The organism is Nocardia camponoti (genome assembly GCF_014646135.1).
GTDB classification, from domain to species: Bacteria; Actinomycetota; Actinomycetes; order Mycobacteriales; family Mycobacteriaceae; genus Nocardia; species Nocardia camponoti.
Genome location: NZ_BMMW01000001.1, coordinates 375,847 through 392,943, shown reverse-complemented (window position 1 = coordinate 392,943; position 17,097 = coordinate 375,847). Strand labels below are relative to the sequence as shown.

Annotated in this window: 13 protein-coding genes and 1 pseudogene; 5 read left to right on the top strand and 9 right to left on the bottom strand. The window is 64.5% G+C overall.

Annotated elements, in window-relative coordinates; translation table 11 throughout:
• Positions 1–67 precede the first annotated feature (67 nt).
• The 4 genes and pseudogenes from cysC to IEX78_RS01695 all read left to right on the top strand — a co-directional run.
• Positions 68–640: pseudogene (cysC, locus tag IEX78_RS24050) on the top strand (adenylyl-sulfate kinase); the annotation flags it as partial.
• On the top strand, positions 637–1,800 hold the full coding sequence (locus IEX78_RS01705; RefSeq protein WP_188826925.1) for a hypothetical protein: 1,164 nt from the start codon (positions 637–639) through the stop codon (positions 1,798–1,800). The pseudogene cysC and the gene IEX78_RS01705, both read left to right, overlap by 4 nt.
• Positions 1,797–2,567, top strand: coding sequence for an SDR family oxidoreductase (locus IEX78_RS01700; protein WP_373291510.1), 771 nt, complete (start codon positions 1,797–1,799; stop codon positions 2,565–2,567). Before IEX78_RS01705 ends, IEX78_RS01700 begins: the two co-directional genes overlap by 4 nt.
• 8 nt (positions 2,568–2,575) lie before the next feature.
• Positions 2,576–3,721: a sulfotransferase family protein gene (locus tag IEX78_RS01695; protein ID WP_188826924.1), complete on the top strand. Its 1,146-nt coding sequence runs from the start codon at positions 2,576–2,578 to the stop codon at positions 3,719–3,721.
• Between the two features lie 124 nt (positions 3,722–3,845).
• Here the strand turns inward: IEX78_RS01695 and IEX78_RS01690 are convergent, their stop codons facing one another.
• From IEX78_RS01690 to IEX78_RS01675, 4 genes are read right to left on the bottom strand one after another with little or no spacing between them, the layout of a single operon-like run.
• A complete protein-coding gene (locus IEX78_RS01690; protein ID WP_373291509.1) occupies positions 3,846–5,222 on the bottom strand; it encodes an FAD-binding oxidoreductase in 1,377 nt (458 codons plus the stop codon).
• A gap of 26 nt (positions 5,223–5,248) precedes the next feature.
• Positions 5,249–7,195 (bottom strand): acetoacetate--CoA ligase, encoded by a 1,947-nt coding sequence (locus IEX78_RS01685; protein ID WP_188826922.1) that lies wholly within the window; start codon positions 7,193–7,195, stop codon positions 5,249–5,251.
• Positions 7,192–7,938 carry a 3-hydroxybutyrate dehydrogenase gene (locus IEX78_RS01680; RefSeq protein WP_188826921.1) on the bottom strand — a complete coding sequence of 249 codons (747 nt, stop codon included), beginning with the start codon at positions 7,936–7,938 and terminating at the stop codon, positions 7,192–7,194. The genes IEX78_RS01685 and IEX78_RS01680 overlap by 4 nt, the downstream gene beginning before the upstream one ends.
• Positions 7,935–9,323, bottom strand: a complete 1,389-nt coding sequence (locus tag IEX78_RS01675; protein WP_188826920.1) for an MFS transporter — start codon at positions 9,321–9,323, stop codon at positions 7,935–7,937. Before IEX78_RS01675 ends, IEX78_RS01680 begins: the two co-directional genes overlap by 4 nt.
• A gap of 136 nt (positions 9,324–9,459) precedes the next feature.
• Here IEX78_RS01675 and IEX78_RS01670 point away from each other — a divergent pair, with 136 nt between their 5' ends.
• Positions 9,460–10,377, top strand: a complete 918-nt coding sequence (locus tag IEX78_RS01670; protein WP_229683642.1) for a LysR family transcriptional regulator — start codon at positions 9,460–9,462, stop codon at positions 10,375–10,377.
• Between the two features lie 7 nt (positions 10,378–10,384).
• Here the strand turns inward: IEX78_RS01670 and IEX78_RS01665 are convergent, their stop codons facing one another.
• The 5 genes from IEX78_RS01665 to IEX78_RS01645 all read right to left on the bottom strand — a co-directional run bounded on the left by IEX78_RS01665 (position 10,385) and on the right by IEX78_RS01645 (position 16,898).
• A complete protein-coding gene (locus IEX78_RS01665) occupies positions 10,385–11,764 on the bottom strand; it encodes a TerD family protein (RefSeq protein ID WP_188826918.1) in 1,380 nt (459 codons plus the stop codon).
• Positions 11,765–11,773: 9 nt separating this feature from the next.
• Positions 11,774–12,316, bottom strand: coding sequence for an MOSC domain-containing protein (locus tag IEX78_RS01660; protein WP_188826917.1), 543 nt, complete (start codon positions 12,314–12,316; stop codon positions 11,774–11,776).
• Positions 12,317–12,383: 67 nt separating this feature from the next.
• Positions 12,384–14,207: an ATP-binding cassette domain-containing protein gene (locus tag IEX78_RS01655; RefSeq protein WP_188826916.1), complete on the bottom strand. Its 1,824-nt coding sequence runs from the start codon at positions 14,205–14,207 to the stop codon at positions 12,384–12,386.
• 9 nt (positions 14,208–14,216) lie between these two features.
• Positions 14,217–15,386, bottom strand: a complete 1,170-nt coding sequence (locus tag IEX78_RS01650) for a type III polyketide synthase (RefSeq protein ID WP_373291508.1) — start codon at positions 15,384–15,386, stop codon at positions 14,217–14,219.
• 45 nt (positions 15,387–15,431) lie between these two features.
• Positions 15,432–16,898, bottom strand: a complete 1,467-nt coding sequence (locus IEX78_RS01645; protein WP_188826914.1) for a fatty acid desaturase — start codon at positions 16,896–16,898, stop codon at positions 15,432–15,434.
• Positions 16,899–17,097 lie beyond the last annotated feature (199 nt).

Below are 17,097 nucleotides of genomic sequence, written 5' to 3'. Positions count from 1 at the left end.
GAATATTCGACAATGCAAAACCGGAGGCGACATCGTGCGAGACGGGCACGCCCTACCTACCCACGCCGTGGTCTGGCACGCGTCGGCCGTGCGTCGCGCCGACCGCAAACAGCTGGGTGCCACGCTGTGGCTCACCGGGCTGTCGGGGTCGGGCAAATCCACGGTCGCGGTGGAGCTCGAACGTCAGCTCGTCGCCGCTGGTCGCGCCGCGTACGTGCTCGACGGCGACAATCTGCGCCACGGCGTCACCGCGGGCCTCGGGTTTTCCCGCGCCGACCGCGACGAGAACGTTCGCCGCATCAGCGAGGTTGCCGCCTTGTTCGCCGATTCGGGCACCGTCGCGATCGTCGCCGCCATCAGCCCGTTCGCCGCGCAACGCGCCAACGCGCGCACGGTCCACGCCGACCGCGGGCTCCCGTTCTACGAAGTCTTCGTCGACACCCCGCTGCCCGAGTGCGAAAAGCGTGACCCCAAAGGCCTTTACGCGCGCGCCCGCGCCGGTGACCTGCCGGACTTCACCGGCATCAGCTCGCCCTACGAGCGCCCCGACCACCCCGATTTGGTCGTGACCCCGGCGCTGGGCTCCCCCGTCGACATCGCCGTCCACCTTCTTCGACAGCTAGGAATCACCGCACGATGACCGTGACCGAACCGTTTACCCACGCGATAGCCGAAGCCGAAAAACTCGTCGCCAGTGCCGATTTCGTGCGAAGCGACGCCGACCTCGCCGAAGGCTACGACTACCTCGCCGCGAGTATCGCCGCCTGCCTTCGCCTTTCGGGCGCGCATGGCACGAGCCACCCGTACTTCGTGTCGTCGACGGGCCCCTACGCGAAGATGGGCCTCGACAATCCCGACACGCTCTACTACCACGCGAACATCGAGCCAACGGCTGAGTACCTGGTCAGCGGGGTGCGCGGCAGCACGGTCGACCTCAGTTTCCAAGTACTCAAAGGCGATTACACCGCGTCCGAGGTGCCCGGCGGCGAAGACGCGTTCGACGACCGACGTATCCCGATCGCCGATGACGGCAGTTTCGCGATTCGCTTCGGCCCGGCGAAAGCCGATCCCGAGCCCAACTATTTCGCGCTCGGCGATGGCGCGTCGATGCTCGCGGTCCGCGAGGTCTATAGCGATTGGACCGAGCGCAAGGGCTCGATTCGCATCGAACGCGTCGACACGATCGGCACCGCGCCCGTTGAGCCCGACACCGAACGCCTGCGCAAACGCTATGTGGCGGCGGCGAAAATGCTCCTCACGCGCGTGCACACGTGGTTCAACTTCCCGAAGTGGTTTTACCTCGACCTGCCGGTCAACACGCTCACCGCGCCGAGGCTCACACCGGGTGGGCTGAGCACCCAATACTCCTCGGTTGGTCACTTCGAGCTGGCCGACGATCAGGCGCTGGTGATCACCGTGCCCGCGTCGGACGCGCCCTACCAGGGGTTCCAGTTGGGCAGTCGCTGGTACATCTCCCTCGACTACGTCAACCACCAAACGAGCCTCAATCATGCTCAGGCACAGGTGGATTCGGACGGAATGATTCGTATGGTCGTGAGCAAGCGCGACCCGGGCATCGCCAACTGGATCGAGACAACGGGTCGCACCAACGGCATTATGCAGTTTCGGTGGCAGCGCGTGGATAAACCAGTCACCGAAGGGCCAACCATCACCGTCGTTCCGTTCGACGAAGTGAGCCAGCACTTGCCTGAGTACGAGACCAACAAGATCGACGCCGCTGGCTGGCGCGATCGCATCGCCGCCCGTCAGCGGGCCTTCGCCGACAGGATGCTCGGATGAACATGACCGACAAGGTGATCGTGGTTTCCGGGGTCGGCCCGGGGCTTGGGCGCTCGATTTGTCTTGAAGCGGCTGCGGCGGGCGCCCATGTGGTGCTGTCGGCGCGGACCGAGTCGCGACTGCGCGAGGTCGCTGCCGAACTCGATGGCGTCAAAACCCTGTGTGTCCCAACGGATATCACCGACGACGCCGCGGTGGAGCGGTTGGTCGCGGAAACGATCGACACGTTCGGTCGCGTTGACGCGCTGGTCAACAACGCGTTCGCGATGCCGTCGATGAAGCCGCTCGAACGCACCGATTTCGAGCAGATTCGGTCGAGTCTCGACCTCACTGTTGTTGGTGGACTGCGGATTACGCGCGCGTTCGCGCCCGCGCTCGCTGAAACAGCGGGGTCGGTCGTGATGATCAACTCGATGGTGCTGCGCCACTCCGAACCTCGGTACGGCAGCTACAAACTCGCCAAAGCCGCGTTGCAGGCGATGTCGCAGACGCTGGCAACGGAGTTGGGCGGCAAGGGCATTCGCGTCAACAGTGTGGCTCCCGGCTACATCTGGTCCGACCAGTTGAAGTGGTATTTCGGTGAGATCGCGGCCAAGTACGGGATCACCGCCGAACAGGTCTATGAGCAGACGGCGGCGAAGTCCGACCTTAAGCGGCTGCCCGAGCCGGACGAAATCGCCCGCGTAGTGCTGTTTCTCGCATCGAACGCGGCGAGCGCGATTACCGGCCAAACCATCGACGTGAACTGCGGCGAATACCACCACTAGGAGCTTTCATGACCGTGCGCACTGACGTCGGCACCATCGACGACTTGCACGCTTCGGCGACCAAACTCACCGGACTCACCGACTTCGGCACCGACGACTACCTTGAGGGTCTCGGCGTGCTGCTTGACTCTTACCGTGACGAGGCGGGGCTCACCGAATTCGGCAGCAAAATGTCGCGGTTCTTCCTTCGCGGCGCACTGATCGCGCGGGCATTGAGCGAGGCGGCGTGGGCGGCACAACCGCCCGAAACTCCCATCACCGCACCGATTTTCGTCACCGGACTGCCGCGCACCGGGACGACCGCGCTGCACCGTTTGCTCGCCGCCGACCCCGCGCACCAGGGGCTGGAGATGTGGCTGACTGAATTCCCGCAGCCACGACCGCCGGTCGACTCGTGGGCGAGCAACCCGGCCTTTCAGCAGATCGACGCGGGGTTGCGCGCGCAGCAGGTGCGCGACCCGGACTTCATGGGGTTGCACTACATGAGCGCGGGCGACGTGGAGGAGTGCTGGCAGTTGCTGCGCCAGTCGTCGATGTCGCACTCCTACGAGTGCCTCGCGCACGTGCCGAGCTATTCACGCTGGTTAGCGGCTCAAGATTGGACGCCCGCTTATGCGCGGCACCGGCGCAATCTCCAGCTCATCGGGCACAACGACCCTCGACGCTGGGTGTTGAAGAACCCGAGTCACCTGTTCTGCCTCGACGCGTTGCTCGCGGTGTACCCCGACGCGATCGTGATCCAGACGCACCGCGACCCCGCGACCGTCCTCGCGTCGGTGTGCAGCCTCAACGACCATGCGACGCGCGGCTGGTCGACGGTGTTCACCCCCGACGTGATCGGTCGAACCCAACTGGACCTGTGGGCGCGGGGTGCGGCGGAGTTCGCTGCCGCGCGGGCACGTCATCCGGAGGCGACGTTCCTTGACGTCGACTTCGCTGACTTGCGCGCGGACCCGGTCGGGGTTGTGACCAGCATTTATGCCGCACTCGGAACGGAGTTTACTGACGCCGCCCGCGCCGGTGTTCTCGCACTGGATGCTGAAAGTCACAGTGGCGCAAGGAAACCCACGCATAACTACGCGCTCGCGGACTACGGATTGACCCCGGACCTGATTGGCGAACGCTTCGCCGAGGAGGTTAGTCACGCTAAGTGAGTAGCATTTTCGTGCGCGCTCGCGGCCTCGGTGCCGAAAAACGGGGGTCGAGGCGCGAACGTGCACGAATATGCCACCCCTTCGTTTCGTGTCGCAGACAGCCGGGCGCGTCGCGAAGTGGCCCCTACGAGGGCAGGATCGCGGGGTTAAGCAGCTTTGCCGGGTCTAACGCGGCGCGCACCGATCGCATCACGTCGATGTCAATCTCGGTGCGGCTCAACCCAATCCACTGCGCCTTCGCCCGACCGACCCCATGTTCGGCGCTGATACTCCCCCCGTGCGCCGCGACCCGCGCGAGGACCAGGTCGGTGAGTTCCTCTCGTCGGTCGTCGGGGACATCGAGCAGGTTCACGTGCATATTGCCCTCGCCGAGGTGACCGAAGGTGATCGCGCGCGGGGCGGGATCGAGCGCGGCGAGGTCAGCGTCGAGGCCGAGCAAGAAGGACGCAAGCTCGCCAACCGGGGTCGAGATGTCCAATTTCAGTGGAGGCGTTGCGGATTCGGCACTGATCGACTCCGTGTGGGCTTCGCGGTACTCCCACAGTCGCCGGGCAGGACCTGGTTCCACCACCGCATCGATGACCAGGTCTGGCGCCTCAGCAAGCACCTCAGCCAGGGTGCCACCGGAAACCTCAACCAGCAGAACGAATTCCGTGTCTTCGCTGAGCGGGGCGCGTAAACCGTGCACGGCACGCACCAGGGCGATACCGTCCGCTGTCATCAATTCGGCAGCCTCAAGTGTGCGGCCCGCTCGTTCTAGGCGATCGAGCAGGGTTAACGCGCTCCCCACGTCGAGCACCCCGACCAGGGCGACCTGCGTCTCCGTCGCGGGCACAACCAGCCGCATCAGGACGCGCGTGATCACGGCGAGCGTCCCCTCCGAGCCGGTGAGTAGGCCCGGAAGGTCATATCCCACATTGTCTTTCGCGAGATGCTTCCACCGCGTCAACACACGACCGTCAGCAAGCACCGCCTCAACGCCGACCACCTGGCGACGAGTATCGCCGTGCTTAACGACCCGAATGCCGCCCGCGTTGGTCGCGACAATCCCGCCCAGCGTCGCCGACTCCCGCGACGCGAGGTCGACGCCGAAGTCAAGCCCGTGCGCCCGCGCGGCTGCTTGTGCCCGAGCGACGGTCACGCCAGCGCCAGCGGCGATGGTCCGGCCGACCGGGTCAACGGTTTCCACCTGATCGAGCCGGGTGGTACTGAGCAGAATCTCGCCCTCCATCGGAATCGACCCACCAACGAGCCCGGTATTGCCACCTTGCGGGACAACGGGCCACCCCGCCCGATGACAGGCAGCGAGCACGGCGGCGACTTCGTCCGCATCCCCCGGTCGCACCACCGCGGCAGCAGCCCCGCGCCACTGCCCCGTCCAATCCGTGACGTACCCGGCGACGAGGTCAGGATCGCTGAGCACGTGCGCTGCCCCCACAATGTCGGCGAGTTCGGCGAGCAGCGGCGCAGCGGCGACTACCTGGTTATCCCTTGACTCCACGGCCGCCATGCTAAGCGGCGAAGTCTTTACGACACCCCAACCGCCCGCACCACACTCCGCTGCGCGTACCAATCCAACAGCGCGGGGTGATCAATCGACGCCGGGTCAACCACCTCACGCGGCGGCGCACCCTGCAGAATCCGCTTGATCGGCACCTCCACCTTCTTCCCCGTCCGCGTGCGCGGCACCCCGGGTGCGGCGATGATCTCGTCGGGGACGTGGCGCGGCGACACCTCCGTCCGGATGGTGTCGACGATCCGAGCGCGCAGCTCGTCGGTCAGCACCATCGACGGCGGTAGCACGACGAACAGCGGCATCCAATATCCGCCGTCGGGCAGTTCAGCGCCGATCACCAACGCGTCAAGCACTTCCGGCAGCCGCTCCACCGCCTCATAAATGTCAGCGCTACCCATCCGAATTCCGTTGCGGTTCAACGTCGAATCCGAACGGCCGTGCATCAGTACACTGCCGTGGTCGGTGCGGGTAATCCAGTCGCCATGTCGCCACACACCGGGGTACGTCTCGAAATAGGCTGCGCGATACCGTGATCCGGTGCGGTCGCGCCAAAACCCGATCGGCATCGACGGCATCGGCGCGGTGACAACCAACTCGCCAACCGCGCCACGCACCGGCAACCCTTGGGCGTCCCACGCGTCGAGCGCGACACCCAAATACGGTGCCGACAGCTCGCCCGGCCACACGGGCACCGTCGGCGTCCCGCCCGCGAACGCCGACACAATGTCGGTGCCCCCGCTGATCGATGACACCGGCACCCCGACGTTGTCGCCAAGCCACCGCGAGGTCTCGGCAGGCAACGCCGACCCGGTGACCCCGACGAGGCGCAATCGGCTCAGCGCATGGTCTCGACGCGGCACGTGCCCCTTCTTCGCACAGGCAAGCGCGTACCCCGGACTCGTGCCCAGCACCGTTGTTCCCGTGCGAGCGGCTAACTCCCACAACGCATCTGACGCTGGCGCTGCCGGACTGCCCGGGTAGCACACGATCGTCGCCCCAACCAGCAACCCAGCGACTTGAAAGTTCCACATCATCCAACTGGGACTCGTGTACCAAAAGAACGTGTCATCCGCGCCGATATCACAGTGCAGCGCAACGGCTTTCAGGTGTTCAACGACCACGCCGCCGTGCCCGTGCATGATGCCTTTCGGCTTGCCCGTCGTCCCCGATGAGAACAGCACCCACAGCGGATGCTCGAATCCCACCTGCTCGGTAACCGGCACCGCGTCCGGCGAACTGGTCGCCACATCCCAGTCGACCGCGTCGGCGAGGTCGCCGCCCAGCCGTGAGACAAGCACCGTCGCACGCAAGTTCACCAACCCCGCTCGAATCGCTTGCACCTCATCAAGTTTCGCGTGATTGCGACCGCCGTAGGTATACCCATCGGCAGCAACAAGCACGACCGGATCGAGCTGCGCTAACCGGTCCAACGCGGCTTGGGCGGAGTAATCCTGACCGCACGCGCTCCAGATCGCGCCCACGCTCGCGGTGCCGAGAAACGCGATCACCGCCACAGCGATATTCGGCACATAGCCGACAACACGGTCGCCCGGCCGCACATCAAGATTGCGCAAGCTTCGAGCGAATCCAGCTGCGCGCGACAGCATTTCCGCCCATGACAGTTCCACGACGCTGCCGTCTTCTTCGACCGACAGGATGGCCGGTCGGTCTTCGCGCGCCTGACTGATGACCCGGTCAACGTAGTTCACTGTCGTTCCCGGAAACCACTGCGCACCAGGCATTGTCGCCGATGCCAGGACGGTCGACGAGCGCGGACCCAGCGCGAAGTAGTCCCACAGCGTGCCCCAGAAGTCGGCGAGGTTGTCGAGCGACCACTGCCATAACGCTTGATAGTCGTTCACCACCACGTCGTGACGCTGCGCGACAAACTCGGCGAACGCGGTAATCTGCGCCCGCGCAACATCATTGGCGCTGGGTGTCCACTGCGGTTCGGTCATCGGGCGCTCCACCCCCCGTCCATCACATACGACGCACCGGTCACCATGCCTGCCTCGTCGGCAGCAAGCCACGCGACAAGGTTGGCCACTTCCGCTGGCTCGATGAGTCGTTTGATCGCACTCTCGGTGAGCAGCACCTTCTCGATGACCTCCTGTTCGGGGATCCCGTGCGCGGTCGCCTGGTCGGCAATTTGCTTGTCCACCAAGGGGGTTCGTACATACCCGGGGTTCACGCAGTTGCTTGTCACGCCATGCGGGCCGCCCTCAAGCGCGGTCACCTTCGACAGTCCTTCCAGCGCGTGCTTGGCCGTGACATAGGCGACCTTGAACGGCGACGCCCGCAACCCATGCACCGACGACACGTTGATAATGCGGCCAAAACCCTTGGCGTACATGTGTGGCAGCGCCGCCCGAATCAGCAGGAAGGGCGCTTCGACCATCAGCGTCTGAATCACCCGAAACCGTTCTGGCGGAAAGTCTTCGAGCGGACTGACCGTCTGCACGCCCGCGTTGTTGACGAGGATGTCGACCTCAAGCGACAGCGAAGCGAGCGCGCCAACTTCGAGCAGGTCAACGGCCCACGCCTGCCCGCCGATGTCGGCGGCAACCGACTTCGCACCGAGCTCGTTGACGTCAGCGACGGTGACCTGCGCGCCCCGCGCGGCCAGCGCGACGGCGCACGCGGCACCGATCCCGCTGGCCGCGCCGGTGACCAGCGCCGTACGGCCGATCAAATCGCTCATGCCGGAGCCACTTTCGCGCTCGCACCTGCCGGAGCGGGCTGTTGCGTGAGCTCGGTATCCAGCGATTCCAGGTCGATGCCCTTGGTTTCCTTCGCCGACAGCACCGCGATCACGGTGACGCTCGCCGCGAGCGCGAGGTAGATCGCGATCGGCACCGACGACCCGTAGGAACTCAGCAGCTTCACCGCGATGATCGGCGCGAGCGACCCCGCGACAATCGACGTGACCTGGTAACCGAGCGACACCCCGGAGTACCGCATGCGCGTCGGGAACATCTCCGCCATGATCGCGGGCTGCCCGGCGTACATGAACCCGTGGAAGACAAGACCGATGATGATCGCGGACAGAATCAGCAGGCTGTGGCCCGAATCCATGAGCGGGAATGCGAAGAAACCCCACGTCGCCGCCGCCAACGCGCCAATCAGATACACCGGCTTGCGCCCGATGCGGTCACCGAGCGCACCGGCGAGCGGAATCACCATGATGTGCACGGCGTGCGCGGCGAGCAGCCACCAGAGAATGGTTGTGGTGTCCGCGTGAACCTTGACCTTCAAATAAGTAATCGAGAACGTCACGACGAGGTAGTACATGATGTTCTCGCCGAACCGCAGTCCCATCGCGGTGAACACGCCACGCGGGTAGCGACGCAGCACCTCGAAGACGCTGAAGGAGCTGGCCTTCGCTTCGGCCATCTGCTGTTGTGCCGCAAGGAAAATCGGTGCGTCTGTGACCTTGGTTCGCACGTAGTAGCCAACGAGCACGACCACCGCCGACAGCCAGAACGCGACACGCCAGCCCCAGCTCAGGAACGCCGCATCCGACAACGTCGAGGTGAGGACGAGCAGCACGACCGTCGCGAGCAAGTTGCCAGCGGGCACCCCTGCCTGTGGCCAACTCGCCCAGAACGCACGGCTGCGGCTCGGGCTATGTTCGGCGACCAACAGCACCGCACCACCCCATTCGCCGCCGATCGCGAAGCCCTGGATGAACCGCAGCGTCACGAGCAAAGCCGGTGCCCAGTAACCGATTTGGGCGAACGTGGGCAGACAGCCCATGAGGAAGGTCGCGCCACCAACGAGCACGAGGCTCAGTTGCAGCAGCTTCTTACGACCGTAGCGGTCACCGAAGTATCCGAAGACGATGCCGCCGAGCGGGCGGGCGGCGAAACCGACCGCGTAGGTGACGAACGCGGCGAGGATCGCGTCTAGATCACTTGTGCCCTTCGCGAAGAACACCTTGCTGAACACGAGCGTCGCCGCCGTGCCGTACAGGAAGAATTCGTACCATTCGACGACGGTGCCTGCCATCGAGGCAGCTACCACGCGACGCAGTCCTTGCAGGGGTGTTCCCCCGCCGGACCGCGTTGCCGCATTGCGGACGCTCATCAGAAACTCCTTGGTGATCAAGCCCACATCACGCGGTAACTGTGATGTGGACCACTAGCGATGCTGCGAGTATCCGCGCAGATCGAATTCGGTCACAATGCCCAAACCCGCACCCAATATCTGCGAAACTGCACAAATGCTTCCGACCTCGCACGATCCAGCTCGCCGGCCAAGTGCCGATGACCTGCTGGTTTTGCTTGCGGTCGGGCGATCGGGCCGGTTCGTGACCGCCGCCGACGAACTCGGCATCAACCACACGACCATCTCGCGCCGCATCGCCGCGTTGGAGCGCGCGCTGGGCGGCCGGGTGCTCACGCGAGGCGCGGCCGGGTGGGAACTCACCGACCTCGGGCGAACCGCGTTGACCGTCGCCGAAACCATCGACGGCGCGGTGCGCGCGCTCGGTCATGCGGGGCAAGCGGGCGATCTCGAAGGGGTAGTGCGACTTTCGGCAACCGACGGGTTCAGCGCCTACCTCGCCGCGCCCGCAGCGGCGCGGGTGCAGCGCGCGCACCCGCGCGTCGCAGTGGAGATCATCGCGACAACGCGGCGCGCGTCGACGCAACGCAGTGGGCTCGACCTCGAAGTGGTCGTCGGCGCGCCGCAGGTTCGGCGGGCCGAGGCGATCCGGTTAGGCGACTACACACTTGGCCTATACGCGACGCGCGCCTACCTCGCCGACCACGGCGTCCCCGCGACCATCGACGACCTGCGCAACCACCGGCTCGTGTACTTCATCGAGTCGATGTTGCAGGTAGACGACCTGGATCGCGCGACCGGATTCGCTCCAACGATGCGCCAATCGGTGTCGTCAACGAACGTCTTCGTGCACGTCGAAGCGACGCGGGCGTCGGCGGGAATCGGGTTGCTGCCCAGTTTCATGGCCGATAAGCACGCCGACCTTGTGCGCGTCCTCGCCCCTCAGGTGCGCATCCGACTCACGTATTGGCTGGTCGCCCGGGCCGAGACGCTACGCAGGCCAGAGGTCGCCGCGGTGGTTGCCGCGTTGCGCGCGACGGTCGATGAACGTCGAGCGGAACTGCTCGGCGATTGACGGACTGCTACCGGGCCTCCGGGCAGCGCCCTTCGTAATGGCTCAATCCCAGTCCGCTCGCCTTCTTGCTTCGTCCGGTCGGGCCGCCTTTGAACGACCGCTGCCACTCGCCGCGCGTGTCGAGGACCGGCATTTTCTCGCTGAACGCGCGGCTGTAGCGGGTTGTGCCGTCGACGGTGAGGATGCCGTCTTGGACGTCGATGTGGGCGACGGTGGCCCAGAACGAATTCTTGCCATTGCCGATCAGCACGGTGATTTGGTCGGCGTCGGGTCCGGGCAGGCCGTCTGGGCCGGGACGTCCGTAGCGAACACGCACGCGGGGGCGGCCGAAGGTGTCGATCGCGCCCGCGCCGTTGTCGACGGATTGGTACACGTTGAGCAGCAGGTCGCCGTTTTCGGTTGGCCGCACGATGACCTGTTCCGACGCTGGCGCGTTGCCCGCGCCAGGACCGCGACTGTCGCCTTGGTGGTGCATGAACGGCCACGCGTCGATGGTGCCCTGGTGACCTTTTTCGCCGCTGATGACGACGAACTCGCCGGTGACCTCGTTGCGGCAGAAGAAATAGACGTCCAAATCGCCGGTGCCGTAAGTGGTGACGTTCCCAGCCTTGTCGTACTTCGCGCCGCGCCCGTCCCACTCAAGCCCGACGGTGAGCACGTATCCGGGGTCGCCCTTGCGTAAATCAATCCGAGCCCGCTTGTCCGGCGAATCTTTGGTGAGCACGACATCGACTTTGCGCAGGTCGATAGCCGGGCCGGGCGTCCCAGGAGATCCGAGGCCCGGCGCAACCGACGCCGGTGGTGCGACGGGCGCGCGCACAGTTGGCGCGGACGAAACGGTATTCGCGGAGGCCGCACCAGTCGCAGGCGCGGCGAAGGCGGGCGCGGGCTGTTCCGGCTCGTCGACCACAATTCCGTGATCGGTCGCGAACGCCGCCAACCCCGCGCTGTACCCCTGCCCGATCGCGTCGAGTCGCCACCCATCGCCCCGCCGATACAGCGCGACGCCCTGCAACACTGTTTCCGCCCCCAATCCTGTTGGTGCGAACCGGATTTCCTCTTCCGAACCACTCACCGTGATCCGCACCCCGGACACCTCACCGAAGCGCAACCCCTGCGCCTCAGTGCTGCCCGCGATCACCACCCGTGCCACGTCGGCAGGCACCGACGAAAGGTCAACCGTCACTGCCGAATCCGCGACGACAGCAACGCCCGGCGCGGTCGGGTTATTGAAGAACACCAGGTCAGCGTCGGACCGCACACGCCCGTCCGCGGTGACAAGCACCGCGAGCACATCGACCGCACCAACGGGATGGTCGACGTCGATCCGCACCGAATATCGCCGCTCAGCGAGGTCGGTTTTGGCGCCTTTGCTTACTTCAAGCACCCAGCACTCCTAGATTCGGTCGAGTTTGCGGAACGGCCCAATCGGTGGTGTCGCCACGATCGCCGTACCCGCGCGCACCACCCCACCTGCGACGACGATACCCATCACCCCGGCGCGACGAACAAGTTCACCCGAATCATCGCGTCCCACAACCTGTTTCAACAGCCCGGTACGGAAGTTCTCGATCTGTCCGCAGGGATTGCGCAGCCCGGTGACTTCCACAATCGCGTCGGGGCCAATGCGCAGCCGCGTCCCCGCCGACAGGGCGAGCAGGTCGATGCCGCGCGTGGTGATGTTCTCGCCCAACATCCCTGGAGCAAGCGAGAAGCCGTGCGCGGCAAGATCATCGAACAATTCGGTCGCGATCAGATGCACCTGCCGATAATTCGGCTGCGTTGGATCTTGCGCGACCCGCGATCGGTGCCGCACCGTGACACCCGCGTGCGCGTCACCCTCGACGCCGAGCCCGGCGAGCAACCGAATGCTCGACCGCACCTGCTTGCTGAACTCGTGCTTAGCCGCGCTGCTCACCGAAACAACGGTCGAATTCATCTGTCCCCCTTGAGAACACGAAAGGTGCGGGAGGCAATGAACACTCTCCCGCACCCACCGTAGCGACCTACGCCGCGACCATCCCGAAATCGAGCTTCACCAGCTGGTCAGCGAGGTCGAAGTAGCGGTCGTCGTGGGTGATCACGATGACCGTTTTGCCCCGGCGTTTCAGGTCGGTGAGGATCTCGCGGTAGAACACCTCGCGGAAGCGCGGGTCCTGATCGGCTGCCCATTCGTCGAAGACGTAGATCTGTCGATCTTCCAGCAGCGCGGTCAGCAACGCCAACCGCTTGCGCTGCCCCTGCGACAGATCCACCGTCGACAGCCGTCCGTCGCGCACCGTGACCTTGTGGTCGAGCTGCAATTCGACAAGGTAGCGCCGCACTTCCGCGTCGATGCCAGGCCGGTCGAACCCGAGGTAGTCCTCGAACAGGTGGAAATCGGTGAACACGGCCGACGAGTTCTGCCGGAACCATTCGATGTTGTCGTGGTCGATCCTCTCCCCGTTGAGCGACAACGACCCGGCGCGCGGAACGTACAGCCCGGTGATGAGCTTGGCGAGCGTCGACTTCCCGCTGCCATTGCCACCGACGATGAAACTGATTTGCCCGGGTTCGAAAACCAGGTCGATCGGCCCGAGTCGGAACCCGGATTCGCCTGCGGGATCGGCCAATTCGAGTGTTGCCAACGGAACGGGACGATGGTCGCCCGCACCGTGGTCGACCCAGTTCTTGCCGTTGACGTCCGGTCCGCCGGGTGCCGCACCAGGATGCGGCGGATGCGGATGGTTGCCAGCGGGCCCACGGTGCCCGGGCCGACCGCCCGGGTGCGGCGGGTGTCCGCCACCAGGCGGGGGCGGCATCATCGACGGCGCTTCGGCCCGATACACGTAGCTGACCCCGGCCAGTTCCAGCTTCGCCTCGCCGACGGCGGCCCGCTCCACATACGGCAGCAGTTCCTCGTTATGCATCGTCTCCATCGACAGATTCATCATGCGAATCTTCGCCAGCGCCACGTCACCGCGCAACAGGTCGGGAATGCGGTGCATGAAGTTCTGCATCGGCATCGCCAGGAACGTCGTGACAAGCACGTACCCGACCATCGTGTCGCGCGGCAGGTTCAGCGCGGCGGCGATGACAAACAAAATCAACGCCATCGTCGCCAGTTGCAGCGCTTGGCCGAATCCTTGCGCGTAGGAGAACTTCGAGCCCGCCGACGTGTTCTGCTCGCGCAGCACCTTCGCCGAACCGAGCAGGTGCCGGTCCATGAAGTCGCGGCGCCGACCGCGATGCAGCTTCAATTCTTTGATACCGAGCGTGACCGCCTGGAACGACCGCAGCAACGCGTCTTCATGCTCACGCGCTTCGCGGTAAATCCCACGCACCCGCTTGAGCACCAGCTCAACACACGCGATGCCGACCAGCGTGCCGCCGACGGTGACCGCGAAAATCGGCCCGGATACGATCGCGAGGAAGACGAAGCACCCGATGATGGTCGCGACGTCGACGCAGATCGACGGAATCGCGGTGACCGCCTGCGACAGCGACCGCACATCCTCGGTAAGCGTCGCGATAAGGCGATGCGTCCCAAGGCGTTCCAGGTGTTCGAGCGGTGCCGAGACAACGCCGGTGCTCAGGTCGGCACGCAACTTGTAGATCGCGTCCTGCGACAACCGAATGAGCAGCACCTGCGACAGCACCCCGGTCACCAAGATCACCGCGCCGGTCGCGCCGAAGCGCAGGAGCAGGTGATCCGGTTGCGGCCGAGGCGAAACGACCGCGTTGATGAGCGTCACCAAGTACGTGTTGGCAGCGCCGCAGATCAGGCCAGCCGCGACAACCGCGGCGATCCGAGCTGGCGACAATGCCGCGAGAAAACGGAGTAATTGCATGATGTGCTCTCAGCTACCGATGACATCGAAAACGATGCCCTCAAGGACGACGCCGGGCGCGAACGAGAACGCGACACCGGTGGAAATGGCCCGATGCGACTCGGCGGCTTCGGCGACCATCCGCTGCAAAACAAACAGCAGCGACACGCTCAGCATGTTGCCGTACTCGCCCAACACTTCCCAACTCAGCGGGGCCGAATCCGGGGAAATGCCAAGCGAATTCGCCGACTCCTCGATGATGCGCGGGCCACCGGGGTGGATGGCCCACAGGTCGATGTCGTCTTTGCCCAAGTCGTTGCGCGCGAGCACGTCGACGATCACCGGGTCAACGCCACGGTAGATGTAGTCGGGCAGGTCGGTCGCCAACTCGCACGTGATGCCCGCCTGCTTCACCCCGAGCACAATGCCATCTTCGGCATCGTCGAGCAGGTGGCTGAACCCGTCGCGGATCACGATGCTGCCGCCGTCGAGCGGCTGCCCGACCGACCGCGCGCCGATGACAACGGCCGCGCACCCATCGCCGAAGAGGCTGTGGGTGATCACGTCGTTGACGTCGTCATCGAAAACCGCGTTGACCGAAGACAATTCGATGCACAGCACCAGCGACTTCTTGTCCGGGTGCGACTTCACGTAATCAGACGCGGCGCGGATGCCGTTCATCGCCGCCGCGCAGCCCATGAAGTTGATGACAAGACGATTGACCGTCTTCGACAGCCCGAGTTCCTTGATGACCGCGACGTCGATACCCGGGGCGATGAACCCGGTCGACGTCACGAAGATGAGCTGACCGATCTCTTCGGCCGGGTCATCGAGGCCCGCGATCGCGCGGCGCACCACGTCGATCGCGAGCGGCGCGCCGTGTTCGAAGAACAGGTTCATCCGATCGCGAATCGTGCCCGGCTGACGCGAGAACGCGAGGAACTCGGGGTCGAGTGGATCGAGCACGAGATGTCGCGTATTGATGCGCGTCTTAGCGTAAATGCGCGGAATGCGTTGCTGCTGAACGGGATCGGTAAACAGGGCGGCTACCCGCGCCGCATTGCTTGCCTGCGGCACGACCAGTTCGGGCGAGCCGGTCGCGATGGCTTCGATCACGCCGACCGTGCTCGGCGGGGTGGGAGGAAGCAAGTCGTGCCCGTGCTCGACAGCGCCTGGACGGAGAAGAGGGGAAATAGACACGGGCACAATTCCTTTCGATTACCAGATGACAGGCGTCGGACCGGGTCAGACGGTTCCGATGCCGGTGAAGCCCTGCACGGTGTAGGTGACGCAGGTCTTCAACGCTGTGGGTGCGCAGTGTTCGCGCACGAAACCCCACCGGTTTTCCTCGGCTTCACGCGACGGCGCGAGCAGATATGTCCGGCACAGCTTGGGGAATCGGTCGCCGAAGAAGCTTTTCGCTGGAAGCCACTCGACGCCGAACTTCGCCGCTTCCTCGCGGACAACGGTTTCGGACGCGATGTTCGCGAAACCACTGCGCTGGAAGGGCAATACGTGATGCACCCGGTGCGAACTCAGGCCCGCTGACAGGAAGCAATCGACGTATTTATTGCCGACCACAGTCAGATCGTATGCCTGCTCCAATTGGTTAACAGCCCAGTCATCGGTGTCGGTATGCAGCTCTTCAGTAGGCACTTCGAAGTCGTGGCTCGCGACAACCATGAACGTCGAAATCCACAGTGTGATCACGAATTGCAGTGCCCAGGCCCAGAAGTCGCCTGCGAGAGTGAACGCGATGACCTCGGCGACAAGCAGGAACCGCACGCCGAACGAACCGATGAAGTGCGGCAGCGCGCCACGCCACGTTCCGTACATATCCTTGATGCCGACCTTGCGCGTGAGTCGGCACACGTCGAGCAGGCGAATGATCATGCCCGTCAACAGATGTCCGAACTTGTGCACGGTATGCACGGGCACACGGTAGAGCCTCGGGATCTGCATCATCATCGTGAAGACGTTCTTCTTGATGTCGACTTCACTTTGGGTGTGCGGGTGATGCAGCAGCGCGTGCCCGTCGGCGGTCACGAACGACAGCGCGACGTAGTTCATGTCAAAAGCGTTGACGGCGTACTTGTTTAAGCCTTTTTGCGCGCGGTGAATGGCGTAGTGCCCGAAGCCGGCGAGCGAACTGCGCAGCAGCACCATCGCAATCACGAAGGCGGGCAACGGCATCCATGAGGTGTTGTAGAGCCGCAGGCCCTGCACCGCGAAGTAGGCGAGGACAAGCAGCACAACGACAATGTCGAAGGCGCGGTCCATGCGCTTGAGTTTGGCGGCGAGCTCAGGCTCTTTGATGCGCGCCTTCACCTTGTGCAGCAGGTCTTCTTTGTTGTCGAAGGCGTACTTGGGCGTGTCGTCCCAGCTGTTGAAGCCCTCTTTGAACAAGAAGTCCGGCGCGTTGTTCTTCGGGTGGATGTCTTCGGGCGTCGCATCGCGATGGAGGCTGTAACGCTCGATCATCCGCGCGATTTTTTCCGGATCTCGGTGGTAGGAACCGATAATCGACGTGATGTCGCGGTTCTTTGTGCGGCCAATGAAGAATTCACCGCCCGGATGCTTGGAGATCCAGTCGCTGAGGTCGTAGGCTTTGCCGTTATACACCCAGACGTTGTTGACGGGAGGTCGTCCACCCGGTCCGGGCGGTGGCGGGAGCTCGCGCTCGTCTTCATCAGGTCGATCGTCGATCGTCATCAGTTCTTCCTTCGTGTCCGATCGGCTCCGCCTACGATTGGCGTGGGTCGACCAGTGTCTCGACACGTAATAGTCCTTGCAGCGCCTTGCGTTTCACTGAAGGTTCGCTAATTACGGCACAACGGCCCGGGGCCGAGAAAGAGCCTTAATGCTCAATCCCTATGGCCCCGGGCCGATTTCGGTGTGTCGCCCGGGACAT

Excerpts from the sequence above, each read along its gene's own strand:
- IEX78_RS01695 (WP_188826924.1), top strand. The coding sequence starts at position 2,576 with ATGACCGTGCGCACTGACGTCGGCACCATCGACGACTTGCACGCTTCG.
- IEX78_RS01700 (WP_373291510.1), top strand. The coding sequence starts at position 1,797 with ATGAACATGACCGACAAGGTGATCGTGGTTTCCGGGGTCGGCCCGGGG.
- IEX78_RS01670 (WP_229683642.1), top strand. The coding sequence starts at position 9,460 with ATGCTTCCGACCTCGCACGATCCAGCTCGCCGGCCAAGTGCCGATGAC.
- IEX78_RS01655 (WP_188826916.1), bottom strand. The coding sequence starts at position 14,207 with ATGCAATTACTCCGTTTTCTCGCGGCATTGTCGCCAGCTCGGATCGCC.
- IEX78_RS01680 (WP_188826921.1), bottom strand. The coding sequence starts at position 7,938 with ATGAGCGATTTGATCGGCCGTACGGCGCTGGTCACCGGCGCGGCCAGC.
- IEX78_RS01645 (WP_188826914.1), bottom strand. The coding sequence starts at position 16,898 with ATGACGATCGACGATCGACCTGATGAAGACGAGCGCGAGCTCCCGCCA.
- IEX78_RS01675 (WP_188826920.1), bottom strand. The coding sequence starts at position 9,323 with ATGAGCGTCCGCAATGCGGCAACGCGGTCCGGCGGGGGAACACCCCTG.
- IEX78_RS01660 (WP_188826917.1), bottom strand. The coding sequence starts at position 12,316 with ATGAATTCGACCGTTGTTTCGGTGAGCAGCGCGGCTAAGCACGAGTTC.
- IEX78_RS01705 (WP_188826925.1), top strand. The coding sequence starts at position 637 with ATGACCGTGACCGAACCGTTTACCCACGCGATAGCCGAAGCCGAAAAA.
- IEX78_RS01685 (WP_188826922.1), bottom strand. The coding sequence starts at position 7,195 with ATGACCGAACCGCAGTGGACACCCAGCGCCAATGATGTTGCGCGGGCG.